The organism is Haematobacter missouriensis (assembly GCF_000740775.1).
GTDB lineage: Bacteria > Pseudomonadota > Alphaproteobacteria > Rhodobacterales > Rhodobacteraceae > Haematobacter > Haematobacter missouriensis.
Genome location: NZ_JFGS01000001.1, coordinates 254,136 through 280,860, shown reverse-complemented (window position 1 = coordinate 280,860; position 26,725 = coordinate 254,136). Strand labels below are relative to the sequence as shown.

Below are 26,725 nucleotides of genomic sequence, written 5' to 3'. Positions count from 1 at the left end.
GACCCCTCGCATGGTTCTGAATGACCGCCTTCAACGGCAGGGTTCAGACCTCGGCGTTGGCCTCCGCACGACTCTTGCCGGCCACGTCCATCGCAAGCGTCGCCGCCATGAACTGATCCAGATCCCCATCCAGAACGCCCTGCGTGTCAGAGGTTTCCACCCCCGTGCGCAGATCCTTCACCATCTGGTAAGGTTGCAGCACGTAGGAGCGGATCTGATTGCCCCAGCCGGCATCGCCCTTGTTTTCGTGCGCGGCATTGATGGCCGCGTTCCGCTTGTCGAGTTCGAGCTGATAGAGCCTCGCGCGAAGGGCATTCATCGCCGCTTCCCGGTTCTGGTGCTGCGACTTCATGGAGGACGTCACGACGATATTGGTCGGCAGGTGGGTGATGCGCACGGCGGAGTCGGTTGTGTTGACGTGCTGGCCGCCCGCGCCGGAGGAACGGTAGGTATCAATGCGGATATCGCGGTCCGGGATGTCGATCTCGATATTGTCGTCCACAACCGGATAGACCCAGACAGAGCTGAACGAGGTGTGCCGTCGGGCGGCGGAATCATAGGGCGAAATCCGCACGAGGCGATGCACGCCGGACTCGGACTTCAGCCAGCCATAGGCATTGTGACCGGAGATCCTGTAGGCGACGGAGCGAATACCCGCCTCCTCCCCTGGCGTCTCCGCTATCATCTCGACCGTATAGCCCTTTTTCTCCGCCCAGCGGACATACATCCGCGCGAGCATGGAGGCCCAGTCACAGCTTTCCGTACCGCCCGCTCCCGCGTTGATCTCAAGGAAGGTATCGTTGCCGTCGGCCTCTCCATCCAGAAGCGCCTCCAGCTCCTTCTCCGCGGCAGAGTCCTTCAGAGAGCGTAGCGCGGCTTCAGCTTCACGCACGACCTCATCGTCGCCCTCGGCTTCCCCGAGTTCGATCAGTTCCATGTTATCGTTCAGATCACGGTCGATGCTGTCGTAATTGGACACGGCATCCAGCAGCGACTGCCGCTCCCGCATCAGCTTCTGCGCACGCGCCGGATCGCCCCAAAGCTCGGGATCCTCAATAATGGCGTTGAATTCTTCAAGCCGGTGCTTCGCGGTTTCGCCGTCCATGCGCTGCCACAGCAGCTTCAGGCTCTTGCGGATGCTCTCGACAAGGTTCTGGGCCTCAGCGCGCATGGGTCTGCCTCCTTCGGATCAGGCCGGGGTGATATCCTCTTGCTCGGCTCAGGGCAAGCGGGCGCCGGCAGCGGTCAGTAAAGCCCGCCTGAGGACATGGTGCCGAAATCCGCCTTTTTCGGAATGACACGAATCTCTCCCGTCGAGGTGCGCACTTCCGTGCCTTCATCCGTCTCGCCCCGCCCGAAGAGCGGCAGGTTCTGACCCATGGCAAAGCCGCCATCCACATAGACGCCGATCCCCATGCTTTCCGTCCCGTTGCGGAAGTATTCGGCGATTACGTTGTCGCCGGTGGCGTCCGCGGGAAGCGGCGCACCGGAAAAGCGGTCGATCTTGACGAAATGTCCACCCGGCGGCACCACGAAATCAGTGCCGCCGAAGCGTTTTACCGCCTCCTCCATGAACGCCTGGAACACCGGCACGCAAAGCGTTCCGCCATAAGCGGAGGAGCCAAGCGTCCGCGGCTGGTCGTAACCCATGTAACAACCCGCCACGATATTGGAGGTGTAGCCGATGAACCACACATCCTTTGCGTCGTTCGTCGTCCCCGTCTTGCCGGCCACCGGAACCCGCAGCCGGACACCGGAGCCCGAGCCACGCTGGATGACCCCCTGCAGCATCGACGTGACCTGATAGGCGGTCACCGGGTCCATCACCTGCTCATTGTGTGAGACGACGTTCGGGGCCACGCCGGGCGCCAGATAGGGGCTGTCACAATCCACGCAATCGCGCTGATCATGGCGGTAGATCGTCTTGCCGAAACGATCCTGCACACGGTCCACCAAGGTCGGCTCCACGCGCTCGCCACCGTTGGCGAGCATTGCATAGGCAGAGATCATCTTGAAAAGCGTGGTCTCCTGCGCGCCGAGCGCGTTGGCCAACAGGGGTTGCAGAGGGGCGTAGATGCCGAAGCGATCAGCATATTCAGCAACCCTCGCCATGCCGATCTCCTGCGCGAGACGGACGGTCATCAGGTTGCGCGACTGCTCGATCCCTGTCCGCATAGGCGTCGGACCATAGTATTTATTGGACGAGTTCTTGGGCCGCCAGATACCCTGCGGCGTGTTCACCTCGATGGGCGCGTCCACGATGATCGTGGCCGGGGTGTAGCCCTCGTCCAGCGCGGCGGCATAGACGAACGGTTTGAAGGAGGAGCCCGGCTGACGCATCGCCTGCGTGGCGCGGTTGAAAACCGAATCCTGATAAGAGAAGCCGCCCTGCATGGCGAGAACACGGCCCGTGCTCACATCCATCGCCATGAAGGCACCCTGCACTTCCGGCACCTGCCGGAGCGACCAGTTTCCGCTGCTTTCCTTGCGGACCATAACCACATCGCCCACATCGACAAGATCCGCGGGCACCTTGGCTTTCTGAGCCAGCCTGCCATTCGAGATGAGCTTCCGCGCCCATGTGACATCGCTGGCCGGAACCGTCCCGGTGCCCTCCTCACCCTGAATGCCGATGGTCGCGGCGGATTTGTCGAGCGAGAGAACCACCGCCGGATACCAGCCATCGATGTCCCGCGGCACATCGGTGGAGGCCAGCGCGGCGCGCCAGCTCTTGTCATCCTTCAGCGCCTCGGCGGGAAGGGTCTTCCCGGTGCCCCGCCAGACGCCACGGCTGCGGTCGAATTTCTCCAAACCTTCACGCAGCGACTCGGCGGCTAGGTGCTGAAGCGGCGGGTCGATCGTAGCCCGGATAGCGAGTCCGCCACCGAAGAACTCCTGCGTCCCGAAGGTGGAGGACAGCTGGCGACGGATTTCGTCAGTGAAATAGTCGCGGGGCGGCAGGCTCTCCCTGAACGCGGGAAAGTCGCCGTTCTGGACGGACCTGAGGGGCTCCGCGAGGGCGGCGTCGCGGGTTGCGGCGTCGATGTACCCGTTCTGGAACATCTCCCGGATGACGTAATTCCGCCGCTGGGTCAGGCGTTCCTTCGCCCGAACAGGATGGTAGGAGGACGGAGCCTGCGGCAGCGACGCGAGGAAAGCCGCTTCGTCCACGGAAAGCTGGCCCAGCGTCTTGTTGAAATAGGTCTGTGCGGCGGCGGCAACGCCGTAGGCGTTCTGACCGAGGAAAATCTCGTTAAGGTAGAGTTCGAGGATTTTGTCCTTCGAGAGCGTCTCCTCCAGACGGGTGGCAAGGATCAGCTCCTTGATTTTCCGCTCCCCCGTCCGGTCCCCCGAGAGCAGGAAGTTCTTCATCACCTGTTGCGTGATGGTGGATGCCCCCCGCACACTCTGTCCCCGCGAGGCGATGGCTTGCCATGCGGCCGCGACGATGCCCCGGGTGTCGAACCCGTGGTGATGGTAGAAGTTCTTGTCCTCGGCAGAGATGAATGCCTGCTTGACGATATCCGGGATCTCGTCGATCGGCGCGAAGATACGGCGCTCCTCGGCGAATTCGTCGATCATGCGGCCCTCGCCGGAATAGACGCGGCTGATGGTCGGCGGTGTATACTGGGCAAGCTGCTCATGGTTGGGCAGATCGCGGGAATAGCTCCAGAACACCCCCCCGATAAGGAGTGCGCCAAAGACCAGTGCCAGCGTGATAAGACTGAACACCGTCCCGAAGAATGAGAATATCGCCCTGAGCACTCGGTTCGTCCCTCGCTGCCTGAACGGGCTCTTATATGTCGCCGGGGCCCTGGGGTCAAAATAGCACAGGCCTCCCATCGTGGCGACCGGGCGTCACTTTGCCGCGAGTGGCTCGTGTCACCTGCGGCGAAGAACCGCCGCCACCGCATCATCCTGCTGCCAGACCGCGAGTCCCGTGGCTATGGCCTCCGCCATCCGCGCCCGCCAATCGGGGTTGGCGATGCGCGCAAAATCGGCGGGGTTGGAAAGATAGCCCAGCTCGATGAGCACTGAGGGCATGCTTGGCGATTTCAGCACGGAGAAGCCCGCCGCACGCCGTGGCGTCTTGTAAAGCGGCCCCGCCCCAGAGCCGATAGCGGCAACCAGCGCGTCGGCCAGATGCTCCGCGCGCGGACCGGTATCGGTCCGCGCCAGATCCACCAGCACCTGCGCGATACGGTCGTCATGACCATTCAGGTTCACTCCCGCGAGAATGTCCGTCCGGTCGTGCCGCTCCGCAAGCGCTGCCGAGGCTCGGTCGGAAGCAGCGGTTGAAAGGGTATATACGGTCGCACCGCTCGCCTGCCCCTCCGCCAGCGCATCCGCATGAAGAGACAAGAACACATCCGCTCCCACCGCATGGGCGCGGCTGATGCGTGTCTCCAGCGGCACGAAGACATCCTCCTCCCGGGTGAGGCCAACCGTGAAACCGGCGGCCTCCAGCACGTCTCGAAGCTCCAACGCAAAGGCAAGCATCAGACGCGCCTCGTTCGTGCCGCCATGCTCCGCGCCGGGATCAATCCCGCCGTGACCGGGATCCAGCATCACGTAGGTAGCGCCGGAGCCGCGGGGCAGCGGAGCCGTTTGCGTCGGCCCGACCACATCCGGGCGTGCAGCGGAAGCAAAGACCTCTGGCCCTGCCGGAGAAAGGCGCAGCCGAAGCACCGGATTGGCAGGTGAAAGGAGGGCTTCCGTCACCACTCGTGGACGATCCAGCGTGAGTACCAGCCGTGCCACCCCGTTCCCCGCCTTTTCCACCCGGGCATCCAGCAACCCACCACCGATCAGTCCTCGCGGATCGAACGCGGAGAGATCGGCATCGTTCAACTCCACGACCAGGCGCGGGGGATCGGCGCGAAGCGTGAGCCGATAGGGCACTGCCCTGTCCAGAGCCAGAGCCAGCCGCAGCTCCCACCACCCCGTCTGCGCATGGGACCGGCTCGCGTCGATATGGGCAGGCGCCGCTGCAACCGGCAGGGATGGCAGGCAAAACAGGAACAACAGCGCGGCCAGCGCGCGGACAAGGGGGTGGTGCATATCGCTCTCCGGACGTCTGGCGCGCCCTGGAACTGAAGCTAACCTATTGTGCGGGGGTCGGAAATCCCTCTCTTTCCGCCATGAAAACCGCAAGCCGGCGCAGCCCCTCCCGAATGTCCTCCGTGGCGCGGGCATAGGAAAACCGCAGTGTCCGCGCGCCGCGCACCGGATCGAAGTCCAGCCCCGGCGTCACAGCGACGCCTGCCTTGTCCAGAATCTCGGCGGCAAAGGCCAGACTGTCCGATGTCATCTCCGATACATCGGCATAGATATAAAAGGCACCATCGGGCGGGGCGATCCGGGTGAACCCCGCCTTTGGCAACCCCTCCAGCAGCAGTCTCCGGTTCTCCGCGTAGACGGCGAGATTTCCGTCCAGTTCCGCCCGACAACCGAGTGCGCCCAGAGCCGCCACCTGACTGGCGTGGGACGGACAGATGAACATGTTCTGTGCCAGCCGCTCCACCAGCCGCACATGGTCGGGGGGAACCACCATCCAGCCAATCCGCCAGCCCGTCATGGAGAAATATTTGGAGAAGGAGTTGATGACATAGACATCATCCGAAATCTCCAGCGCGCTCACCGCCGGAGCTTCGTACTGGATCCCGTGATAGATCTCGTCAGAGATGAAAGCGGTGCCGGAGCGGGCACAGATGTCAATCAGCCGCACCAGCGAGTCGCGGTCCAGCATGGTGCCCGAAGGGTTGCCGGGAGAGGCCACGATCATCCCCGCCAGATCGCCTGCCCGGCGGATATCCTCCGGCACCGGCTGATAGCGGTTTTCCAGCGCGGCCTGAACGCCCACAGGCTCCAGTGACAGCGCGCGGAGGATCTGACGGTAGGAGGGGTAGCCGGGCTCTGTCACGCCGACGCGCTCCCCCGCGTCGAAGAGCGCGGAGAAGGCCAGCAGGAACGCGCCTGAGGAGCCCGCCGTAACCACGACCCGCTCGGGATCAAGCTCGATGCCGTACCAGTCGCGATAAAGCCCTGCGATGCCCGCGCGGAGAGCCGGCAACCCCAGCGCCACCGTATATCCCAAGGCGTCGCTCTCCAGCGCCCCACGCAGCGCATCCCTTGCGCCACGTGGGGCGGGCGTTCCCGGCTGGCCCACTTCCATGTGGATGATGTGGCGGCCTCCCGTTTCGGCCCGACGCGCGGCTTCCATCACATCCATCACGATGAAGGGATCCACCTGTCCCCGCCTTGAACTCCGCATCGCTCCCTCCTTATGATGGCCGCATACCGACGGCGTCGTTGTCTGCCGCGGCATTGGGTGGGTCAAGACCCGTTCCGCCGTGAGGAGAGCCGCCCGAGACCCTATTTCCGCTGTTCAAGGAACCCCAGATGCCCCTGCCCCTTCGCCGCTTCGCGCTCGGTGCGCTGCTCGCCCTCGGAACCGCGATGCCGGCCGCCGCGTTCGACATCAAGTCAATGACGGCAGAGGAGAAGGCCGCCTTCGGCGCCGCCGTTCGGGACTATCTGATGGAACACCCGGATGTTCTGATCGACATGTCGCAGGCTCTCGAATCCCAGCAATATGCCCAACAGGCACAGGCGGATATCAAGATGCTACAGAACAACCATGACGCTATCTACAACGATGGCTACTCTTGGGTGGGTGGTAATCCCGAAGGGGATGTCACGTTGGTCGAATTCATGGACTACCGCTGCGGCTACTGTCGGAAGGCTAATCCGGAAGTGGAGGAACTGATCCGCGCCGATGGAAACATCCGTTTCATCCTGAAGGAATTTCCCATTCTGGGCGAGGCTTCGCTCACCTCTTCCAAGTTCGCGATCGCGGTCAAGAACCTTGGAGGGGATGCGGCCTACAAGACGGCGCATGACGCGCTCATGGAACTCAGAGGCGAGCCTACGGAAGCGACGTTGGCCGATCTCTCCAAGAAGCTCGGGCTGGATGCTGCCAAGGTGAAAGCCGAAATGGACTCGCCAGAGGTGACAGCAGTCATTCAGAAGAACCATGATCTGGCGGAAGCCCTGCAGATTCAGGGGACCCCGATGTTCGTGATCGGCAACACTCTGGTTCGCGGCTACGTTCCGATCGACGGACTGCGCAAGATTGTGGCTGACGCCCGCGGTTAAGCTCTCGCGATTGCCGTGGTTCGGACAGGAGCGCCGAGCCACGGTAGTCAGTTATTCCGCAGCAGTGGCCGCGGCAGCTTCCTCATCTTCACGCGCTCTGATTTCTTCGGCGCGCTGCTCCACAAGTCCGACGATATGGTCCACCATTTCATCGTTCGACATGCGGTGCGACTGCTTGCCCGCCATGTAAACCATACCGTTGCCCGCACCGCCCCCGGTGAAACCGATATCTGTCATCAGCGCCTCGCCCGGACCGTTGACGACACAACCAATGATGGACAGCGACATGGAGGTGGTCACATGGGCCAGCCGCTCCTCCAGCTTCGCGACGGTCTCGATCACGTTGAACCCCTGACGCGCGCAGGACGGACAAGAGATAATCGTGACACCCCGGTGACGTAGCCCCAGTGATTTCAAGATATCGTAACCGACCTTCACCTCCTCGACAGGATCGGCGGAGAGCGAAACCCGGATCGTATCGCCAATCCCCATCCAGAGCAGATTGCCCAGTCCGATCGCGGATTTGATCGTGCCGGACATCAACCCGCCCGCTTCGGTGATCCCAAGGTGGATCGGGCAGTCCGTCACCTCACCGATCGCCTGATAGGCGGCGGCGGCAAGGAACACGTCCGACGCCTTTACCGAGATCTTGAATTCGTGAAAGTCGTTGTCCTGCAGAAGCTTGATGTGATCCATGCCGGATTCGACCATCGCATCCGGGCAAGGTTCGCCGTATTTCTCCAGCAGATGCCGCTCGAGCGAGCCGGCATTCACTCCGATACGGATGGAACACCCATGATCGCGGGCAGCCCGCACCACTTCCCTAACCCGCTCGGCCGAACCGATATTGCCGGGATTGATGCGCAGACAGGCGGCCCCTGCCTCCGCAGCTTCTATGGCACGCTTGTAGTGGAAATGGATATCCGCGACGATCGGCACCGGGCTTTCGCGCACGATCTCCCGCAGCGCCGCGGTGGATTCTGCATCCGGCGTCGACACACGCACGATATCCGCGCCAACGGCGGCAGCACGATTGATCTGGTCGAGCGTTCCGGCGACATCGGTCGTCAGTGTATTCGTCATCGTCTGCACCGAGATCGGCGCATCCCCTCCGACGAGGACAGAACCTACCCGGATCTGGCGTGATTTGCGGCGGTAGATGTTGCGCCAAGGGCGCACATGGTTGAGCGACATTCTGCTCTCCTCTCGCACCCCTAGATAGCTGCGCCAGCATGGGTCGGCAACTACTCGGTCGCCTCCGCCATGGCGACGACCTTCGCAAGCGCGGGATCCTTTGCAAGATCGGCCACCTGAAAGCTGGTTTTCAACGCGTCTGGCGAGAGCTTCACATTCTTGACAACCTGTGCACCCGCTGCGGCAGGTCCATAAGTCTCACCGTTCACTGCGAAATACACGGCCCCGGAATTGCCGGCACGGAGCGTCGCCGGTTCTTCGCTTTGCGGAAGGGGGAAACGCTCGCCCGCGTCCAGTATCTTCTCGAGGATGATCGTGCCATTGGACGCTTGCACACGAACCCAAGCGGGACGCACCGCAATGATCGCAACCTCCGGCGCTGCAGCAGCGACTACCTGCGGCAAGGCGACATTGGGCGTCTGCATGGGAATGGGCAAGGGGAGCGCGGCTTCCGCGAGTTCCACAGGAGCGTTGTGCGCCAGAATACCGGTAGTCGCGGGATCAATGGCGGCAATCGGCCCGTCACGGCTCTCGATAACCGGAACGTCCAGCGCTTGCGGGCGGTAGAGCCGATCAAAGGCCTCGGCCGAAGGCCGCACCGGATCGAGAACCGCGGAATCGGCCGTCACCAGCGGCTCGACTCCCGCGAGCGGATCAAGCTCCGCCGTCACTCCCGGGGACTGATCCACGGGAGAAAGCTTTACACGCTGAATTTGCTGAAGCACGGACCAGCCGCCGTATCCCAACCCGGCGATGAGTCCAACCAGCACAAGCACAGAACCGATGGCGCGCGGTTCCACGTGACTGAAAACGCTTTGCTTGCGCGGCAGGAACTTGGGATTCGGATCGGCCAGCGGATCGCGATATTCCTTATGTGCCTTCCGCAGAGGAACCGGCGCCGGGCCGCGCAGGCTCGACGCTTCCGCCGACATACCATGAGCCACGGCAAAATTGGCCTCGGCGCAGAATCGCTGAAAGGTCTGTTCCGGGTCCATTCCCAAGTATCGCGCATACGAACGGACATATCCGGCGATGAAGCTCGGCGCCTCGAACGCGGACGCGTCCGTATTCTCTATTGCCGCGATGTATGTCGCCTTGATCCGCAATTCACGTTGGACATCCAACAGCGATTTGCCCAGCGTCGCGCGCTCTCCGCGCATGATGTCGCCGAGCTTCAGATCGAAGTCGTCAAAACCCTTGGGTCTGTCCACGTCCCCCACCGGGAGTGAAGACCTCCGCCCGATCATGCGCTCTGCCCCATGCCCTAAAACCTGCTGCCCCAGGTCGATTCGCCTCGCACAGGATGACTTCGACCTTTTGATTATCTCTTAACACAGGACAAGGGGTTTTGCACTAAGGGAACATCCTCAGGCAGAAAGTTCGGCGCGATTCAGCGCGCAATGGGACCAGAGTGCATCCATCGCACGAACAAGCTGATCCATGTCTGCCGCGGAGTGAACCGGGGACGGCGTGAAGCGCAGCCGCTCCGTGCCGCGTGGGACGGTAGGGAAGTTGATCGGCTGGACGTAAATACCGAAATCCTCGAGCAGATGATCCGAGAGCATTTTGCAATGCCGCGGATCACCGACCAGCACCGGCACGATATGAGAGCCATTGTCCATCACCGGCATGCCCAGACCGCGCAGGCGCAGCTTCAGCGCCGCCGCTTTCGCCTGATGGATATCGCGACGGCCCTGATCGCCCTTCAGATGCCGCACGGACGCCGCCGCCCCTGCCGCGACAACGGGGGGCAGCGAGGTGGTAAAGATGAATCCCGGAGCGTAGGAACGCACGGCGTCGGCCATCTTCGCAGAAGTCGCGATGTAGCCGCCAAACACACCAAAAGCCTTGCCCAGAGTACCGTTAATGATGTCGATCCGATGCGCGAGCCCGTCACGCTCCGTCACGCCGCCGCCGCGCCGGCCATACATCCCGACCGCATGCACCTCATCGATATAGGTCAGGGCACCGAATTCTTCCGCCAGATCACAGATCTCCCGAATAGGACCGAAGTCGCCGTCCATCGAATAGACCGATTCAAAGGCGATCAGGACGGGCCGCCCCTTCTCGACCTTTTCCAACAGCGCTCGCAGATGGGCCAGATCGTTATGACGGAAGACGTGACGCTCGCACCGGGCATTGCGGATGCCCTGGATCATGGAGGCATGGTTCAATTCGTCCGACAGGATCACCAGCCCCGGAAACAAGGTGGAGAGGGTGGAAAGCGTCGTGTCGTTGGCCACATAGGCAGAGGAGAAAACCAGCGCCGCTTCCTTGCCGTGCAGATCGGCAAGCTCGGCTTCCAGCATCCGATGGTAGACGGTGGAGCCTGAGATGTTGCGTGTGCCGCCCGAACCCGCTCCGGTCTCTTCAAGCGCTGCATGCATCGCATCCAGCACGACGGGATGCTCCCCCATGCCCAGGTAGTCGTTACCGCACCAGACGGTGATATCCTTCTTCGACCCGTCCGGCCGCGTCCAGACGGCCTTCGGGAACTGACCCTTCCGACGCTCTATGTCGATGAAGGTCCGGTAGCGGCCTTCGGTGTGCAGATGGCCGAGGGCTTCGTCTAGGGCCAGTTCGTAATTCATCCGTCGCTCCCTGGCGGCTTGCTTGGGCAGGGCGGCCAGAGCCGCACATCTCTTTTTTCAGAACGATCCGGCCGCACCGGAACGTCTTTAACCAAAATCCCCGACTCGCCTCCTGTCAACCGCCGCTGGCTTGCCGGTGATGAGACTTTGGTCGGAGAGACTCAATCCGCCAGAAGCACGCGGCAGTCTCCCGCGCCTTTCGTGGCACAGTCCTGAACGGCCTTTTCGCGCGCCCCGGCTCCGGTTGCAATGGCCCAGTGTCCTGTCTCAAGCGACCCGGCCAGCGCCTTTGGGGCCTTCGCGGACAGATAAACCTGCTCGAATCCCGCCGTCGCATCGGTGGAAAGCTGCACCGGTCGACCCTTCTTCCAGCCCACGGGCAGGATGTCTCCCACGAGGACGCAGGGCTTCGAACCCTTCTTGCGCCGTGCGTTGCAGGCGGCCAGAGCGGCCTTCCGCGCAGGCTCGACGGCGTGATAGTTCGCAGCGGCGAAAGTCGCTTCCGACATCAACCCCTCGTCCGGCGACAGGGCCACGGCACCATAGTATTTCTGCGTGGCGGCAACCTGCTCTAATACTTTGATATCGCTGGCAGATAGGAAGGGTTGCGTACCGATGGACGCCTGAGCCCCTTTCGGGGAGAACAGCGCCCCCTTCGCGACCGCCCCACTCACCGGCTCCGCCGCAGCAGCACCGGCAACAAGCATCAGGGCCGCCGTCATGCTCCAGATCCGCATCCGTCTTCTCCATCCTCAGGGAAACTCTGCCGGGGTCGTCTCTGGACAGGGCTGATATGCCTGATAGGCTCCGTCCGCAATCGGAAGGAGATATTCCATGTCACTCGATCAGGATAGGCTAGACGAGGTGCTTGCCCGGGTGGACGCGCAGTTGCCTGATTCGCTCGACCGCCTCATGGACCTGCTGCGCATCCCATCGATCTCCACCGACCCGGCCTTCGCGGGCGATTGCAACCGGGCGGCGGACTGGCTGGTGGATGAGTTGACGGCGATCGGGTTTGAGGCGTCCAAGCGACCCACACCAAAGCATCCCATGGTCGTGGCACATTCGGAAGGCACGGGTCCGCACCTGCTGTTCTACGGCCACTATGACGTACAACCCGTTGACCCGCTTAATCTGTGGGACCGAGATCCGTTCGATCCCCAGCTTGAGGATACACCTGCGGGCAAGGTCATCCGCGGGCGCGGCTCGGCGGATGACAAGGGGCAGCTCATGACCTTTGTCGAGGCGTGCCGTGCCTGGAAGGCAGTGACCGGAACGCTGCCCGGTCGGCTGACGATCTTCTTCGAGGGGGAGGAGGAATCCGGCTCCCCCTCCCTCGTTCCGTTCATGAAGGAGAACGCAGAGGAGCTGAAGGCGGACATCGCACTCATCTGCGACACGGGCATGTTCGGGGACACACCCGCCATCGTGACCCAGCTTCGCGGGCTTCTCGGGCAGGAGGTGATCCTGACCGGAGCGGATAAAGATCTCCACTCCGGCTCCTTCGGCGGCATCGCGATCAATCCGATCCGGGTTCTGGCGGATATCATCGCCGGCCTTCACGACGAAAACGGCCGCATCACCCTGCCCGGCTTCTATGATGGCGTGCCGGAACTGTCGGATGAGATGCGGGCCCAGTGGCAGCGGCTCGCCTTCGACAGCGCGGATTTTCTTGGGCAGGTCGGCCTGTCCGTACCCGCAGGTGAGACCGACCGGACCCCCTTGGAGATGATCTGGTCCCGCCCCACCTGCGAGGTCAACGGCATCTCGGGCGGTTACGAAGGCGCTGGTTTCAAGACCGTGCTGCCGTCGAAAGCTTCTGCCAAGATAAGCTTCCGTCTGGTCGGCACGCAGGATCCGAACAAGATCGAAACAGCGTTTCAGGACTATGTCCGCTCGCGTCTTCCGGCGGATGTAAAGGTGGAGTTCAAGGACCACTCCGCCTCTCCCGCAAGCCAGGTGGAGATATCCAACCCGGCATTCGAAAAGGCACGCCGCGCGCTGTCGGACGAATGGGAAATTCCTGCCGCCTATATCGGCGCGGGCGGGTCCATTCCGATTGCGGGATATTTTCAGAACATCCTGCACACCGATCCCATGCTCATCGGCTTCGGCAAGGATGACGACCAGATCCATTCGCCGAATGAGAAATATGACCTTGAGAGCTATCACAAAGGCATCAGGAGCTGGGTAAGGATACTTTCAGCTCTGACTTGAGATATCTGATACTTACGTGGCGAAGGTGATGTGATATCTCACCTTCGCCGATCAGCGTGCTTCGGTTTTTTCCGCGCGTTTGGCTTCAGTCCAGAGAGCCTCCATCTCCTCCAGCGACGCATCCTCCGGGCGGCGCCCGTCGCGAGCAAGACCTGCCTCTATCGCGGCGAACCGCCGGGAGAACTTGGCATTCGCGGCCCTTAGGGCCGCCTCCGGGTCCACCTTCAGGTGACGGGCGAGATTGGCCATGACGAAGAGCAGATCGCCAAACTCCTCCTCCACCTCACTCTGGCCGAGTTCGGCCCGCGCCTCCACCAGCTCGCGCGATTCTTCCGCCAGCTTGGCCAGAACATCCTCCGCCGATGTCCAATCGAAGCCGACGCGAGCGGCGCGTTTTTGCAGCTTCACTGCGCGGAGCAACGCGGGCAGGCCCAGTGCCACGCCATCCAGCACTCCCGTCTCCGCCCGGGCGGTCCGCTCTGCGGCCTTAACGCGCTCCCATTCGACGGTCTGGGCGTCTGCCGTCCTTTCGGGGTCGGGCTTGTCGAAGACATGCGGATGACGGGCGACCATCTTGTCCGCGATGGATGTTACCACGTCGCCAAAATCGAAAAGACCCCGCTCCTGGGCCATCTGCGCATGAAAGACGGATTGAAAGAGCAGATCGCCCAGTTCTCCCTTCAACTCTCCCCAGGCCTGCCGTTCGATCGCATCAGCAACCTCGTAGGCTTCTTCTATCGTGTAGGGAGCGATGGTGGCGAAGTCCTGCTCCAGATCCCAGGCACAGCCCGTTTCCGGGTCACGCAGCCGCCGCATGATCTCCAGCAGTCGCGGCATGCCCCCTTCCGGGTCTGCCACCAGCCGGTTGCTCGCATCACGGTCCATCCTGACCCTCCGGTAACGCTGATGCACCGGGCATAGCCAGAACGGCAGCGTCTCTCAACCCAGCACCCGATCGGCGACGGCAGCGGCTTCCGCCGCCCGATGCTGAAGCTCCCCTGCCAGGGCCTCCAGCGATTCGGCACCCGTTTCGCGCAGCAGGAACTCCATCCCCCCGGCGCCGACGGTCGTGGGATCAAGCGGCCCGTCCGTCAGCAACCGCGCCGCCGCGACCAGCCGCCAGCACAGCCGGTAGGAGGCGAGCACCGCCTCCGCTTCCTCCCGCGACAGAATGCCGGTACGCCGTCCGGCAAGGATCTGCGTTTCCACCCGCCGCGCCGAGTCACCCGCGAGCAGGGCGCAGGTCTGAGCCAGAAGCTCCACGTCCTGCAAGCGCCCCCGACCGAGCTTCCCGTCCCACATGCTGCCGGGCTTTGCCTCTTGCAAGCGGATGCGCATGGCCTGCACATCGGCGCGCACAGTCTCGCCACCCGATTTCTCCACCAGAAGCTCCCGGCGGAAATTCTCCACGTCCAGCGCCAGTTCTTCCGCCCCCGCCAGAACGCGGGCGCGGGTCTGGGCGAGGTGTTCCCATGTCCATGCCTCCGTCCGCTGATAATCCCGAAAGGCGCCGAGGGAGGTTGCGACAGGTCCCGCCCGCCCGGACGGGCGAAGACGCATGTCGACCTCGTAGAGATGCCCCTCCGCCGTGGGCGCGGAATGCGCGGTGAGCAGCGCCTGCGTCAGGCGGGCGTAGTAAGTGCGGGCGGCAAGCGGCTTCGGTCCCTCCGACACCTCCGCCCCCGCGGCATCATAGATGACGATGAGGTCGAGATCGGAGGCTGCGTTGAGCCGCCCGGCGCCGAGCGACCCCATACCCATCAGGACGGCCCCCCTGCCGGGCATCGGGCCATGACGACGGGCGAATTCCGCTGTTCCAAACTCCCACACGGCCGAAACGACCGCCTCCGCCAGTTCTGCATACTGCTGCCCGGATTCGAAGGCGTCGATCAGGGCGCGGAGATGATGGACGCCGATGCGGAAATGCCATTCCTTCATCCAGCGACGCGCGGCATCCAGCTGTCGCTCATAATCGGTCTCCGTGCCCACCCGCGCCACCAGATCCGCGCGAAGCGCCGCTATTCCCGGCCAAGGAGAGAAGAAGCTGCCGCCGATCACCGCGTCCAGCACCGTCGCATTCCGCGAAAGATATGCCGCAAGACGCGGGGCCGTCGCGCAGATATCCACGATCAGATCGACCAGAGTCGGATTTGCATCGAACAGAGAGAAGACTTGAACCCCGGCGGGCAGGCCTCGCAGGAAACCGTCGAACCGGCCCAACGCCTCATCTGGATGGGCGGCCCGCTGCATGCGGGAAAGGATCTCGGGCCGGACCCGGGCGAAAAGCTCGCGCGCGCGGGCGGAGCGAAGGGCGGGATAGGCCGGCCAGCCATCGACCACCGCTTGCGCCTGCGGGCTGAGTGCAGGTCCGCTCGCAGGGACGGAAGGGGTGAAGAAATCGCCCGTCAGGTCCACAACCTCACCCAGCCGGGCTGAGATTCCCGCCCGAAACTCTTCCGTATCACCGGATCCGCAGAAGCGGGCCAGCCGGTCGAACCCCTCCTCCGTGACGGGCAGATCATGGGTCTGTGCGTCGTTTATCATCTGGAGCCGGTGCTCCACTTCCCGATGATCGCGATAGAGCGCACCCAGCCGATCGGCCGCCGTCTCCGGTATCCAGCCTTTCGCCGCCAGCGCGGCCAGCGCGGCCTCGGTGCCGCGCACACGCAGATCCGGATCACGCCCCCCGGCGATGAGTTGGCGCGTCTGGGCGAAGAACTCGATCTCGCGGATACCACCCGTCCCGAGCTTCAGGTTCCGCCCCTCCAGCGCCAGTGGCCCGCCGAGACCCCGATGATCCCGGATGCGCTGGCGCATCTCCTGAATGTCCTGCACAGCCGCGAAGTCGAGGTTCTTGCGCCAGACGAATGGCCGAAGCGCCTCCAGATATCTCTCGCCCGCCGCAATGTCTCCAGCGCAGGGACGGGCCTTGATATGCGCCGCCCGCTCCCACGTGCGCCCCACGCTTTCGTAATATCCCAGCGCCGCTCCCGCGGAGATGCAGACCGGCGTCACCGAGGCATCCGGACGCAGCCTGAGATCGGTGCGGAACACGTAGCCGTCCTGCGTGGTATCCGATAGCAACGAGGTCATCCGGCGTGTGGCGCGGATGAAGGCGGTACGCGCCTCCGCCGCCTCGGCTCCGGGGAAGCGTTCTTCATCGAAGAGGCATATGAGGTCGATATCGGAGGAATAGTTGAGCTCTCCCGCCCCGGTCTTGCCCATGGCGAGCACGAACATGCCCGCGCCCCAAGCCTCGTCGCCCAGCCTGGCGCCGGGAATGCGGCCCCGGCGGATCTCGTCCGCCACGGCGCTGCGGATCGAGGCCTGCACGGCATGGTCAGAAAGCGCGGTCAGCGCGTCCGTGACTTCGGCGAGCGTCCAGACACCGCCCAGATCGCACAGTCCAACCAGCAAGGCCACCCGCCGTTTCGCCTGCCGCAACGTCGCGGCCAGCGCCGCTCCGCCCGCGATGCCCGCAGCTTCGACGGTGGAAAGTTCTGCTGCCAGCACTTCCTCCGGCTCCGCATGGGCGACCGTGTCGAACCAGGGCGCCTCCCGCCTGAGCAGTCCCGCCAGATAGGGGCTGCACCCTGCGGTACCTTCGATCAGGCGGGACAACGATTCCGGCAGTCCCGCGAAACCGGCGGCCAGATCGGATCCTCGATCGGTATCATAGGGCAAGGGAAAGCGGGTTATGCGGTCGGCAATGCTCATGGCGCGAAGGTGCTTCGGCGACCGGTCCGGGTCAACCGGCTTGTGGGAGCGGGTGGAGGCGGTGATAGTCGCGCGACACAAAGGGAGACAGTCATGAGCAAGAGCCTCGCGCGGGTGGTAGCCGCCCTCGAAGCCGCCGGAGTGGCAACGGAGGTCAAGGAGATGGCAGCGGAGACCCGCACCGCCGAACAGGCAGCTGCCGCCGCTGGCTGCACACCGGACCAGATCGCCAAATCGATCATCTTCCGGGGTGAGGAAAGCGGCGAGGTGCTACTGTTCCTCACCGCCGGCGGCAACCGGGTGTCGGATGAGAAAGCTTCCTCCCTGGCCGGTGAACCGCTGGGCAAGGCCGATGCCGCGCTGATCCGGGAGCGGACCGGCTTCGCCATCGGCGGCGTATCGCCTGTCGGGCATCTGCTGCCGGTGCGGAGCTTCCTCGACCCCCGCCTTATGGAGTTCGAGCAGGTCTGGGCCGCCGCCGGCACGCCCCGTCACATCTTCGCCATCAATCCGGAGGTATTGGCTCAGGTCACGGGAGCGGAAGTCGCGGATTTCGTCTTTTGACGACAGCGTGAAGGGCTAAATGTAAATTAGTTTCACATAGCTCTTGACCGGGAGGGGTGGCGTGACGATCTTTCCCAATGTGAAAAGCATTCACATCAAGACAGGAGACCGAAGATGACGGCAATCACCGCTTGGCCCTCTGCGGCCGGGGACTGGCTCGACCAACGGGGCAAGGGCGCGTGGATCGCCGCGATGATCCTCGGCTTCATCCTGTTCTGGCCCGCGGGCCTTGCCCTTCTCGCTTACATGATATGGAGCAAACGCATGTTCAGATGTTCTGGTGCCGACAATTTCCGTGAGCGTATCCGCGAAAAGCATGCGGCCTATCGCTACGGCTTCCGTTCCTCGGGCAATACTGCGTTCGACGCCTACAAGGCAGATACGCTGCGCCGGCTCGAGGATGAGCAGAAAGCGTTCGAGGACTTCCTCGCCCGCCTGCGCGAAGCCAAGGACAAGTCCGAGTTCGACCAGTTCATGGACGAACGCGCCCGCGTTGCCCGCGCCCCGCGCGAGGATGAGCAGAACGAGAACGTCTGAGCCCCTTTCCTCACCGGGCGGGAATACCCAGATGAAGGTCGCCTGCGACCTTCATCGCACGGTCCTTCCTGCGGCCCCAACCCATAACCGGAGCCATTGACGAGATGACCATGACCAGCACCGACGACACCTTCTTCGCGCGGGGCCTTCCCGATCCGGCGACAGAGGGCGCCTTCTACCGCGACGTGGCGGTCAAGCGCTTCATCGCCTGGGGCGTCGATGTGGCAATCATCGCGCTCATCACGGCTATCCTCGTGCCTCTCACCGCATTTACCGCGCTCTTCTATCTCGTGGGGCTCTATATGGTGGTGGCCTTTCTCTACCGCTGGATCGGGCTGGCACGCAAATCCGCGACGATCGGACAGCGACTCGTTTCGCTGGAGTTTCGCACCTTCCGCGGCGAACGGCTCGATGCGTTGACGGCGTTCCTGCACGTCCTCGGCTATACTGTGTCGTGGAGCTTCGGCATTCCGCAGCTCATCTCCATCGCCACGATGTTGATAACGCCCAAAGGACAGAGCCTTACGGACATGCTGCTCGGCACTGCGGCGATCAACAGGGCTGCTCGCTTCTGACCGTTCCCCCCAAAGACTGTCGCAAGATAGTCATGAAGGCCCTTGGCGATTGCCAAGGGCCTTGTTAACGTTGGAGCAAGGCCCATATCAGACCAGTTCAGCTACCGGCGGATGCCGACGCCAGCACTCCCCCTGACGCTTGCCGACCTAGCCGACGATGGACAAATAAATGCGCCACACGCTTCCGATCGTTCCGCAGTTCTACGTCACTGCCCCGCAACCCTGCCCCTATCTGGACGGCAGGATGGAGCGAAAATTGTTTACGGCGCTGCAGGGAGATCAGGCGGAGCGTCTGAACGACGCTTTATCGAAACAGGGCTTCCGCCGCTCGCAGAACGTGCTTTACCGCCCCTCCTGCACAGAATGCTCCGCCTGCTACTCCGCGCGGATCAGGGTCGCTGACTTCACCCCGTCGAAAAGCCAGAAGCGCGCGCTCCGCCGCAACGCCGATCTGCGCCGCGAGGCCACGAGTCCATGGGCAACGGAGGAGCAGTTCGCTCTGTTCCGCCGTTATCTGGACAGTCGTCATTCGGATGGTGGCATGGCGGATATGGATGTGCTGGAATTTGCCGCAATGATCGAGGAGACGCCGATCCGCTCCCGGCTGGTAGAATATTCCGCCGATCCCGAGCCGGGAGAGCGTCGCCGCAGGCTGACCGCTGTCTGCCTGACCGATATCCTCGATGATGGGGTATCGATGGTTTATTCCTTCTACGAACCGACACGGATCTCCGATTCTCTTGGGACTTTCGTGATTCTCGACCATGTGGAAATCGCGCGGGAGGCGGGTCTTCCCTATGTCTATCTGGGCTACTGGGTGCCCGGCAGCCGGAAGATGGGCTACAAGGCGAATTTCGACGCGCTCGAGGTCTATATTGGCGGTCGCTGGCAGCCCATCGGTAATCCCGAGGATTACAGCAGCGATACCCACCCGCTCTCTGTCGATCCGATCGCAGAGCAAGTGGCCAAGATCAGCCTGCCTGATACCCGGCCAACCCGCGGCTAGGGGCGCGCTCTTCAGCGCCCCTTGAACAGCCCTCCCAGGATGCCCCGCACCAACGCCTGCCCCGAGCGTCCGCCCAGTTGGCGCGCAAAGGATTTGGCGAAGGCATCCACGACGGAGTCGGTGTTGCTCCGCCGCGGAACGGGAGAGGTCTTGCGCCCCTGTCCCGCGGTCGAGCCACCATACCTCTGGCCCGAATTGAACTCCCGATCCTCTTGCGGGCCGGGTGACTCCGCTGCCTTGGCAGAGCGTGCCGCGAGAATTTCAGCTGCCGATTCCCGGTCGATGAGGCGGTCGTATTTCCCCGCAACCGGCGAAGCGGCCAGAACCTCCGCCCTTTCCTCCTCCGTAATCGCGCCCAGACGAGAAACCGGCGGGCGGATCAACGTGCGTTCCACCATCCCCGGCGCGCCCTTCGCCTCCAGAAAGGAGGTGACGGCCTCTCCCGTGGCGACTTCCTTGATCGCGCTTTCGGTATCGAAGCGCGGGTTGGGACGGTAAGTCTCCGCCGCACGGCGCAGGGCCTTCTGATCGCGGGCGGTGAAGGCGCGAAGCGCGTGTTGCACCCTGTTGCCGAGCTGGCCGAGGATCGTCTCCGGCACATCATCGGGGTTCTGCGTGATGAAATACACGCCGACACCCTTGGACCGGATCAGGCGCGACACCTGCTCCACCTTGGCCACAAGCGCCTTGGGCGCATCGTCAAACAGCAGATGCGCCTCGTCGAAGAAGAACACGAGCCGGGGTTTTTCCGGGTCACCGATTTCGGGCAGTTCCTCGAACAATTCGGACAGCAACCACAGCAGAAAAGTCGCGTAGAGCCGCGGCGAATTCATGAGCTGATCCGCCGCCAATATATTGATCTGCCCCCGACCGTCTGGTGCAGTCGTCATAAGGTCCGCCAGCTGAAGGGCCGGCTCCCCGAACAATTTGGACCCGCCTTCATTGTCCAGCACCAGCAGACGCCGCTGGATCGCTCCGACGGAAGCCGCTGTGACATTGCCGTAGCGGCCGGAAATCTCTGTGGCATTCTCGGACAGGAACTGGAGCATCGCCTTCAGGTCGGCGAGATCGAGCAGCGCCAACCCTTCATCGTCCGAGATACGGAAAGCGATGTTCAGCACCCCCTCCTGCGCCTCGGTGAGGTCGAGCAGCCGCGACAGCAGCAGCGGCCCCATCTCCGCCACGGTCGTGCGGAGGGGGTGGCCCTTACGCCCGAAGATATCCCAGAAGGTGACGGGATAACCGCGGTAGTGGAAGTCTGTGTAGCCGATCTGCGCGGCCCGGGCGGTGAACGCGGCATGCGTGGGCGCGTCCTCTCGACCCGGAAAGGCGATACCGGAAAGATCGCCCTTCACATCGGCCATGATGACGGGAACGCCCGCATCGGAAAATCCCTCCGCGAGGATCTGGAGCGTGACTGTCTTGCCCGTCCCAGTTGCGCCCGCGATCAACCCGTGCCGGTTGCCGTATTTCAGAAGAAGGCTCTGGGGCTGGTCATGCTCCTCACCCCCGCCACCGACAAAGATAGCATCGCTCATTGCCGCTTCTCCCGCTGCCTGCCATGAGCCTAGCGGGTTCGCGCACTACTTCAACACCCGTCAACAGAGTGGATTTCATCTTTGTGGAGGAGCTGTGCATTGCGCATATATTTTGTGCATATGCTCTAAATCCGTCATCTGATCGTGACGAAACCGTTGACCCGCTCAACCCGAATTCGTAGCGTCAGCTTCAATAAGTCGGCCGAGGTTCGACAGGGAAAAGGAGAGGGGTTCCTAACGGGAGCCCCTTTTCTTTCATAAACAACACCGTGCGAAACCCGCCGATACCCCGATTTTTCCTGACAGACCGCTCTGCCCGTGATAGATCGCGCTGATCGAGCCAGTAACGGAACGTCTCATGTCGAACTTGCCCAAGCGCCTTGCCCTTGCCGCAGCCGTGGCGCTCGCCCCGGCGATCGTTTTTGCGCAGGACACGGCGACCCAGCCGCAAACCCCCGCTCCGGCCGCTCCGGCTCCGGCGCAGCAAGCCGCCCCCAGCAACCAACTTGTGACCGGTGCAGAGAATGCCGCTGTCAACCAGCCCTACATCGCCGCGACCTATGGCGACTGGCAGATGCGCTGCGTCAAGACGGACAACGGGAAGGATCCCTGCCAGCTCTATCAGCTTCTGAAGGATGAGCAGGGTAACAACGTAGCTGAGTTCAGCCTGTTCGCGCTGCCTCCGGGCCAGCAGGCCGCTGCGGGTGCGACGATCATCACACCGCTGGAAACACTCCTCACCCAGCAGGTCAGCTTCCAGATCGACAGCGCCCCGGTGAAACACTATCCGTTCGGCTGGTGCGCTCCGGTGGGCTGCATCGCGCGGGTTGGCTTCACCTCCGCCGAAGTCGACGCGCTGAAAAAGGGCAATGCCGCGACGATAACCATCGTTCCCGTCGCCGCGCCGGATCACAAGGTCAATCTGAAAGTCTCGCTGAAGGGTTTTACCGCCGGCTATGACGCCGTGAACAAGGCAAATGCTGACAATCAGTGATCGGCCCCCTATCGGCTGATCCGCGGGCGCCTTCGGGCGCCCGTCGCATTTCAGACCCGCCGCAGCGCCAGAACGGCATTCATGCCGCCGAAAGCGAAGGCGTTGGAAAGCACCACGTCCACCTGCGCGTCACGCGCGACATTCGGCACCACGTCGAGCGCGCATTCCGGATCCGGCTCTTCATAGCCGATGGTGGGCGCGATGATGCCGTCCCGCAGCGCCATGATGCAGGCCAGAAGTTCCACGGCGCCCGTGCCCCCGATAAGGTGGCCGTGCATGGATTTTGTGGAGGAGATCATCAACCGATCCGCGTGATGGCCAAAGACGTCGGCGACAGCCGCGCATTCCGTCTTGTCATTCGCGGCCGTGCCGGTGCCGTGGGCGTTGATATAGCCCACGTCCTCCGGGTTCAGTCGCGCATCGCGCAGGGCACCCAGCATCGCCCGCTCCGCGCCGTGCTTGGAGGGCATGACGATATCCGCCGCGTCGGAAGTCATTGAAAACCCGATGACTTCGGCAAGAATATCGGCACCCCGCAGGCGCGCGTGCTCATATTCTTCAAAGACGAAGACAGCCGCGCCCTCCCCCTGCACCATGCCGCTGCGGTTGGCGGAAAACGGGCGGCAGGCGTCTTTCGACATCACGCGCAACCCTTCCCATGCCTTGATCCCGCCGAAGCACAACATGGATTCCGAGCCTCCCGTGACGATGGCCCGGGCGGCACCGGAGCGGATCATCCAGAAAGCCGTACCCATCGCATGGTTGGAGGATGCACAGGCCGTGGCCACCGTGAACGACGGCCCCTTCAGGTTCCACTCCATCGATACATGGGCGGCGGCTGCGTTGTTCATCAGCTTGGGGACGACGAAGGGATGAACGCGGTTCTTGCCCTCCTCATAGACGGCCCGGTAATTCTCGTCCCAGGTATTCACGCCCCCACCAGCGGTGCCAAGAATGACACCGGCCTCATGAGAAAGCTGGCCCTCGAATACCAGCCCGCACTGCTCTATCGCCTGCTCCGACGCGAGCAGCGTGAACTGGGTGAAACGGTCATAGAGGGCGATCTGCTGGCGATTGAAGATCGTCTCGGGATCCCAGTCACGCACCTGCCCGCCGATACCGATGGACAACCGTTCCTGGTCGCGCAAGGAAAGCGGGCCGATCCCCGAGCGCCCCTCCCGAAAGGCCATCAGCGTCTGAGCGACATCATGGCCGAGCGCGTTGATCGTTCCTGCTCCGGTGATCGCTACGCGGTTCATGCAGTCTTCTGCATGCGAACCAACTCGCGCACCGCCGCAACCACGGAAGCGACAGAGGAGATATCGAATTCATTCGAATCCGGATCATTCGCGTTGAAGGGAACGGAGATGTCAAACGCCTCTTCTATGGCGAAGATAGCCTCAACCAGCCCCAGGCTGTCGATGCCCAGATCAGCGGGCGAACTCTCCAGCGCGACCTCCGATGGCGCCAGCAACGCCTGTTCTGCAAGGATAGCGACAACCGTATCCCGAACCTTGTCAGACATGCGCATCCTCCTCAAAACCGGGATTTTCTACTCGCCGCCATCCAGCTTTGAAACCCGTTTCTGAAGGTCCGCAAACTGTTGAGCCATTCTGGGCAGCCGACGGACAGCCTTGTTGATCTCAAGCTGCGTCTCCATCTTGACGGCAGGAGTACCCATCAACACGCGCCCGGCAGGTGCATTGGTGAAGATGCGCGCGGCACCGCCCGCGATCACGTCGTCTCCGATGAAGATGTTGTCGTTGACGCCGACGCCCCCGCCAAGCACGACTCGGTTACCGATCTTGACCGAGCCCGCCACGCCCACCATGCCACAGAGCAGACAATCTTCCCCGATCTGGCAATTGTGGCCGACCTGAACGAGGTTGTCGATCTTCGTGCCGTTGCCGACACGCGTGGCACGGATTGTGCCGCGATCCACGCATGCATTGCAGCCGACTTCCACGTCATCGCCGATTTCCACCCCGCCGACGGAGCTGATGCGCGTCCATTTCTGCGCATGGATCTCGCCACGATGGCCGGGCGTCTCACGCACTTCCTCCACCCCTGATTTCTCGGGCGTGACGAAGGAGAAGCCGTCACCGCCAATCACGCAACCCGGATTGCCAATGAACCGGTCGCCTATGGTGACCCGATGCGCGATGCGGACCCCCGCTTGCAGCAGCGCATCATCCCCGATCACGCTGCCTTCGCCCACGAATACCTGCGGCGCAATCCGGGCCCGCGCGCCGATACGTACGCCGCGCCCGATATATGCAAACGGGCCGATGGCCGCGTCAGTCCCGATCTCCGCCTCGGGGTGAACATAGGCAAGCGGATGAATGCCCGGCTCGATTCCCGGGCCAGGATCGAGGTAGCCGGTGAGCCGAGACATGGCATAGCGCGGGCGCGTGACGAAAATCGCCGCGTCCAGACCTAGCGATTCCCAATCCGCATCCGCCCAAAGGATCGCCGCGCGCGCATGACCCTTCTGCAGCCCATCCGCGTATTTCGGATCCATCGCGACGGCGAGCTGATCTGCCCGCGCCTCCTGCGGCTCCGCGACGCCGGACACCCGGATTTCGCCGTCGCCTTCAACCCGCGCGTCCAGCGCAGCCGCAATTTCCGTGACGGTATGGTCCATGCGCAAGTCCCCCTAGGCGCCGGTCGCCCGGTCGGGATCTAACCCTGAATGCCCGGCAGTGCCACCCCGGCCTTTTCCAGCGCCGCGGCGATCTTTCCATCCCGCCCGTAGACATCCGCGCGATAGACGATGTGGCCCTGATCATCAGAGAAGGCCGTCCGGTAGTCGAGATGGATGGGAACCGGTTCCTTCAAGCGGATGGTCGTCTCCTTGCCGGTGGCCAGCACACGCTGAAACCGCGCCACCGGATCGCTCTCCTGCGCGGAGAGAAGCGCGTAGGCGAAGTCGAAGGGATCGGCCAAACGGATGCAGCCGTGGGAAAATGCCCTGACATCCTTTCCAAACAAGGATTTGGAAGGCGTATCATGCAGATAGATATTATACCTGTTAGGGAACATGAACTTCACCAGCCCCAGCGCATTGTCGTCTCCCGGAGCCTGCCGAATGCGATAGGGGAAGCTCTGAGGCGTGAACTGAGTGAAGTCCACGGCATCCCGCGGGATTACATTGCCCGCTCTGTCCACCACGTCCAGATGCGCAACGGCGTTCGGGTTCTTCTGCAGCTTCGGCAGATATTCCTTGGTGGAGATAGAACGCGGCACGTTCCAGCGCGGATTGACCACCATGAACTGCATCATGTCGGAGAATTCCGGCGTTTCATGATCCTGCTCAGCCTTGCCGACAACGGAACGGGTGGAGAAGGTGACACGACCGTTCTCGACAATCTTCACCTGAAAGTCGGCGATATTGACCCAGATGTGCCGCCGTCCCCGGTCGAAGTTCGACCACCTTTCCCGCTCCAGCGCGGCGAGAACCGCGGCGAGCTTGCCCGCGGAATTCCGGTTGAGTTCCTGCAATGTGGCACGTCCGGCAACGCCATCGGCGTTAAGACCGCGGTCCTGCTGAAAGTGTTTCACCGCCGCCCGAAGGCTCCCATCATAGCTCTGCCCATCCCCGGCCGGATAACCCAGAACCGTCAGCCGGCGAGCCAGCGCAACCACATCCGGCCCAACCTGCCCGGGCTTCAGCACCTCAGCAGTGATGACAGGGCCGGACGGACGGGAGAGCATCGCTTCCAGATGGGCTTTCTCCCGAAGCAGGGCGGCATATTCGGCACTGTGCGGTGGGAGCGAAGCCAGGAACCGCGCGGGCGCCTCCCCCGCGATCCCATCCATCAATCCCAGCACCTGGGGGCGGCGCACCTGCCGGACGATAGCGGGGTCGATGCGCGCGGGCGTCAGCACTCCGCTGTTCACATCCCGCGCATAGGACAGGAAGGCACGCGTCATCGCGGCCTCAAGCAGACCCCGATCACGCTCCCCCAGCACGTCGTGAAACTGTCGCACCAGCCCTTCGGCATCGTAGCGCCGCTCCGGCAGGCCCTGCGGGCCCGCTTCCGCCAGTACACCGAAGAAGGCCGCACGCCGCGGCGCATCCTCAGCCCCCGTCCAGACCGGGGCCCAGTCCCGGCGCGCGTAGAAGCCCACAAGCGTCTCGTCACCGGCCAATGCCTCGGCCAGGGTACGGGCGAAGAGGGTCGAAGGCACGGGCAGCAGTTCAGCCGGTGGCTCGAGCGACGACATCTCCATCGGCGCTCCGGGCAGGACCACGGGGGTGACCATTGCCTCCTGCGCGAATGCGGGCGTGAGGGTGGCGATCAGACAAAGCGCGGCCATCGCGGTGCGGCCCGACGCCCGCCTGCGACCTAGGGCGAAGCAGGTTGCACGGTTCATGGCTGGCCCCTCGTTATACGGCTCTTGAAACCACATGCGGGGAAATCGCGACCTCTGTCCACCGCCTGTCCCCTCCAACCCTGCACCTGTCACGGAAAAGCCATAGGCCAGAGCCCACGCGCGCGCCCACAAACCGAAGCGAGGATTCCGGCGGCATTCCGCCGATGATTGAAAAACCGGCCGGTACTCGCGGAACTACGGCTTGGTCGATAGCGCAGATGATGCCATAAAACGCTGGCCGGCAACGACCGGCGGCA

General features: G+C 63.1%; 22 protein-coding genes. 7 read left to right on the top strand and 15 right to left on the bottom strand.

Going from position 1 to position 26,725, the window contains the following annotated elements:
* Nucleotides 1-43: 43 nt before the first annotated feature.
* The 4 genes from prfB to CG51_RS01335 all read right to left on the bottom strand — a co-directional run bounded on the left by prfB (nt 44) and on the right by CG51_RS01335 (nt 6,274).
* Nucleotides 44-1,171, bottom strand: coding sequence for a peptide chain release factor 2 (prfB, locus tag CG51_RS01350; protein WP_035740959.1), 1,128 nt, complete (start codon nt 1,169-1,171; stop codon nt 44-46).
* Between the two features lie 74 nt (nt 1,172-1,245).
* Nucleotides 1,246-3,765 carry a penicillin-binding protein 1A gene (locus tag CG51_RS01345; RefSeq protein ID WP_035740958.1) on the bottom strand — a complete coding sequence of 840 codons (2,520 nt, stop codon included), beginning with the start codon at nt 3,763-3,765 and terminating at the stop codon, nt 1,246-1,248.
* Nucleotides 3,766-3,882: 117 nt separating this feature from the next.
* A complete protein-coding gene (locus tag CG51_RS01340; RefSeq protein WP_035740956.1) occupies nt 3,883-5,061 on the bottom strand; it encodes an N-acetylmuramoyl-L-alanine amidase in 1,179 nt (392 codons plus the stop codon).
* Between the two features lie 43 nt (nt 5,062-5,104).
* Nucleotides 5,105-6,274 carry a pyridoxal phosphate-dependent aminotransferase gene (locus CG51_RS01335; protein ID WP_035740955.1) on the bottom strand — a complete coding sequence of 390 codons (1,170 nt, stop codon included), beginning with the start codon at nt 6,272-6,274 and terminating at the stop codon, nt 5,105-5,107.
* Between the two features lie 128 nt (nt 6,275-6,402).
* On the opposite strand from CG51_RS01335, the gene CG51_RS01330 reads away from it, so the two are divergent.
* Entirely contained in the window at nt 6,403-7,158 is a 756-nt protein-coding gene (locus CG51_RS01330; protein WP_035740954.1) for a DsbA family protein, read from the top strand.
* 51 nt (nt 7,159-7,209) lie between these two features.
* On the opposite strand, the gene ispG is transcribed toward CG51_RS01330, so the two are convergent.
* The 4 genes from ispG to CG51_RS01310 all read right to left on the bottom strand — a co-directional run bounded on the left by ispG (nt 7,210) and on the right by CG51_RS01310 (nt 11,680).
* Nucleotides 7,210-8,352, bottom strand: coding sequence for a flavodoxin-dependent (E)-4-hydroxy-3-methylbut-2-enyl-diphosphate synthase (gene ispG, locus CG51_RS01325; RefSeq protein ID WP_035740953.1), 1,143 nt, complete (start codon nt 8,350-8,352; stop codon nt 7,210-7,212).
* Nucleotides 8,353-8,402: 50 nt separating this feature from the next.
* The gene (locus CG51_RS01320) at nt 8,403-9,599 is read right to left on the bottom strand and encodes a helix-turn-helix domain-containing protein (RefSeq protein WP_035740952.1); all 1,197 of its coding nucleotides are present in this window, start codon (nt 9,597-9,599) and stop codon (nt 8,403-8,405) included.
* A gap of 120 nt (nt 9,600-9,719) precedes the next feature.
* Nucleotides 9,720-10,943, bottom strand: a complete 1,224-nt coding sequence (gene hemA / locus CG51_RS01315; RefSeq protein ID WP_035740951.1) for a 5-aminolevulinate synthase — start codon at nt 10,941-10,943, stop codon at nt 9,720-9,722.
* Nucleotides 10,944-11,104: 161 nt separating this feature from the next.
* Nucleotides 11,105-11,680: a hypothetical protein gene (locus CG51_RS01310; protein ID WP_035740950.1), complete on the bottom strand. Its 576-nt coding sequence runs from the start codon at nt 11,678-11,680 to the stop codon at nt 11,105-11,107.
* A 97-nt stretch (nt 11,681-11,777) separates the two neighbouring features.
* Between CG51_RS01310 and CG51_RS01305 the strand changes: the two genes are divergently transcribed.
* Nucleotides 11,778-13,160, top strand: coding sequence for a M20/M25/M40 family metallo-hydrolase (locus CG51_RS01305; RefSeq protein WP_035740949.1), 1,383 nt, complete (start codon nt 11,778-11,780; stop codon nt 13,158-13,160).
* A gap of 51 nt (nt 13,161-13,211) precedes the next feature.
* Here CG51_RS01305 and mazG read toward each other — a convergent pair whose 3' ends face one another.
* Together mazG and CG51_RS01295 are read right to left on the bottom strand one after the other, a co-directional pair.
* Complete coding sequence (mazG, locus tag CG51_RS01300) at nt 13,212-14,045, bottom strand: nucleoside triphosphate pyrophosphohydrolase (protein ID WP_035740947.1); 834 nt, start codon at nt 14,043-14,045, stop codon at nt 13,212-13,214.
* A gap of 54 nt (nt 14,046-14,099) precedes the next feature.
* Nucleotides 14,100-16,877 carry a [protein-PII] uridylyltransferase family protein gene (locus tag CG51_RS01295; protein ID WP_035740946.1) on the bottom strand — a complete coding sequence of 926 codons (2,778 nt, stop codon included), beginning with the start codon at nt 16,875-16,877 and terminating at the stop codon, nt 14,100-14,102.
* Nucleotides 16,878-16,970: 93 nt separating this feature from the next.
* Between CG51_RS01295 and CG51_RS01290 the strand changes: the two genes are divergently transcribed.
* The 4 genes from CG51_RS01290 to CG51_RS01275 all read left to right on the top strand — a co-directional run bounded on the left by CG51_RS01290 (nt 16,971) and on the right by CG51_RS01275 (nt 19,559).
* Nucleotides 16,971-17,441, top strand: a complete 471-nt coding sequence (locus tag CG51_RS01290) for a YbaK/EbsC family protein (protein ID WP_035740944.1) — start codon at nt 16,971-16,973, stop codon at nt 17,439-17,441.
* A 114-nt stretch (nt 17,442-17,555) separates the two neighbouring features.
* Nucleotides 17,556-17,978: a DUF2852 domain-containing protein gene (locus CG51_RS01285; RefSeq protein WP_035740942.1), complete on the top strand. Its 423-nt coding sequence runs from the start codon at nt 17,556-17,558 to the stop codon at nt 17,976-17,978.
* Nucleotides 17,979-18,088: 110 nt separating this feature from the next.
* A complete protein-coding gene (locus tag CG51_RS01280; protein WP_088233446.1) occupies nt 18,089-18,553 on the top strand; it encodes an RDD family protein in 465 nt (154 codons plus the stop codon).
* A 169-nt stretch (nt 18,554-18,722) separates the two neighbouring features.
* A complete protein-coding gene (locus CG51_RS01275) occupies nt 18,723-19,559 on the top strand; it encodes an arginyltransferase (RefSeq protein WP_035740938.1) in 837 nt (278 codons plus the stop codon).
* A gap of 11 nt (nt 19,560-19,570) precedes the next feature.
* Here CG51_RS01275 and CG51_RS01270 read toward each other — a convergent pair whose 3' ends face one another.
* The gene (locus CG51_RS01270) at nt 19,571-21,097 is read right to left on the bottom strand and encodes a helicase HerA-like domain-containing protein (RefSeq protein WP_035740936.1); all 1,527 of its coding nucleotides are present in this window, start codon (nt 21,095-21,097) and stop codon (nt 19,571-19,573) included.
* Between the two features lie 358 nt (nt 21,098-21,455).
* Between CG51_RS01270 and CG51_RS01265 the strand changes: the two genes are divergently transcribed.
* A complete protein-coding gene (locus CG51_RS01265) occupies nt 21,456-22,091 on the top strand; it encodes an invasion associated locus B family protein (RefSeq protein ID WP_035740934.1) in 636 nt (211 codons plus the stop codon).
* Between the two features lie 50 nt (nt 22,092-22,141).
* On the opposite strand, the gene CG51_RS01260 is transcribed toward CG51_RS01265, so the two are convergent.
* Genes CG51_RS01260 through CG51_RS01245 form a run of 4 tightly spaced genes read right to left on the bottom strand, consistent with a single transcriptional unit; the run spans nt 22,142 to nt 26,468 of the window.
* A complete protein-coding gene (locus CG51_RS01260) occupies nt 22,142-23,350 on the bottom strand; it encodes a beta-ketoacyl-[acyl-carrier-protein] synthase family protein (RefSeq protein WP_035740932.1) in 1,209 nt (402 codons plus the stop codon).
* Entirely contained in the window at nt 23,347-23,616 is a 270-nt protein-coding gene (locus CG51_RS01255) for a phosphopantetheine-binding protein (RefSeq protein ID WP_035740930.1), read from the bottom strand. Before CG51_RS01255 ends, CG51_RS01260 begins: the two co-directional genes overlap by 4 nt.
* A gap of 27 nt (nt 23,617-23,643) precedes the next feature.
* Nucleotides 23,644-24,735 carry a UDP-3-O-(3-hydroxymyristoyl)glucosamine N-acyltransferase gene (lpxD, locus tag CG51_RS01250; protein WP_035740927.1) on the bottom strand — a complete coding sequence of 364 codons (1,092 nt, stop codon included), beginning with the start codon at nt 24,733-24,735 and terminating at the stop codon, nt 23,644-23,646.
* Nucleotides 24,736-24,773: 38 nt separating this feature from the next.
* Nucleotides 24,774-26,468, bottom strand: a complete 1,695-nt coding sequence (locus tag CG51_RS01245; RefSeq protein ID WP_233141181.1) for a L,D-transpeptidase family protein — start codon at nt 26,466-26,468, stop codon at nt 24,774-24,776.
* Nucleotides 26,469-26,725: the final 257 nt, after the last annotated feature.